Source organism: Streptomyces sp. P17, from assembly GCF_032436805.1.
Classification (GTDB): Bacteria; Actinomycetota; Actinomycetes; order Streptomycetales; family Streptomycetaceae; genus Streptomyces.
Genome location: NZ_JAVRBF010000751.1, coordinates 1 through 276, shown reverse-complemented (window position 1 = coordinate 276; position 276 = coordinate 1). Strand labels below are relative to the sequence as shown.

1 protein-coding gene is annotated in these 276 nt (G+C 65.2%); it reads left to right on the top strand.

The window, feature by feature from the left end; translation table 11 throughout:
* Positions 1-37 precede the first annotated feature (37 nt).
* On the top strand, positions 38-276 hold a 239-nt coding region (locus RMT89_RS42815; protein ID WP_315889165.1), incomplete at its 3' end, for a restriction endonuclease.

Genomic DNA, 276 nt, shown 5'->3' with positions numbered 1-276 from the left:
CGACCCTGTGTGGGCGGAGCAGTTCTCCAAGGTATGGATGTGGGACGACTGGCCGGAGAAGACGGGCCACGACACCGGTATCGACCTGGTCGCCGAGCGGCGGGACGGCGGGCGCACTGCGATCCAGTGCAAGTTCTACGCCCCCAGCCATCACATGTCCAAGGGCGACATCGCCTCGTTCCTGGCGAAGTCCGGGCGCATTGGCTTCACCGAACGGCTGATCGTCTCGACCACAACCAAATGGGGCCCGAACGCGGAGGATGCGATCCGCGACCA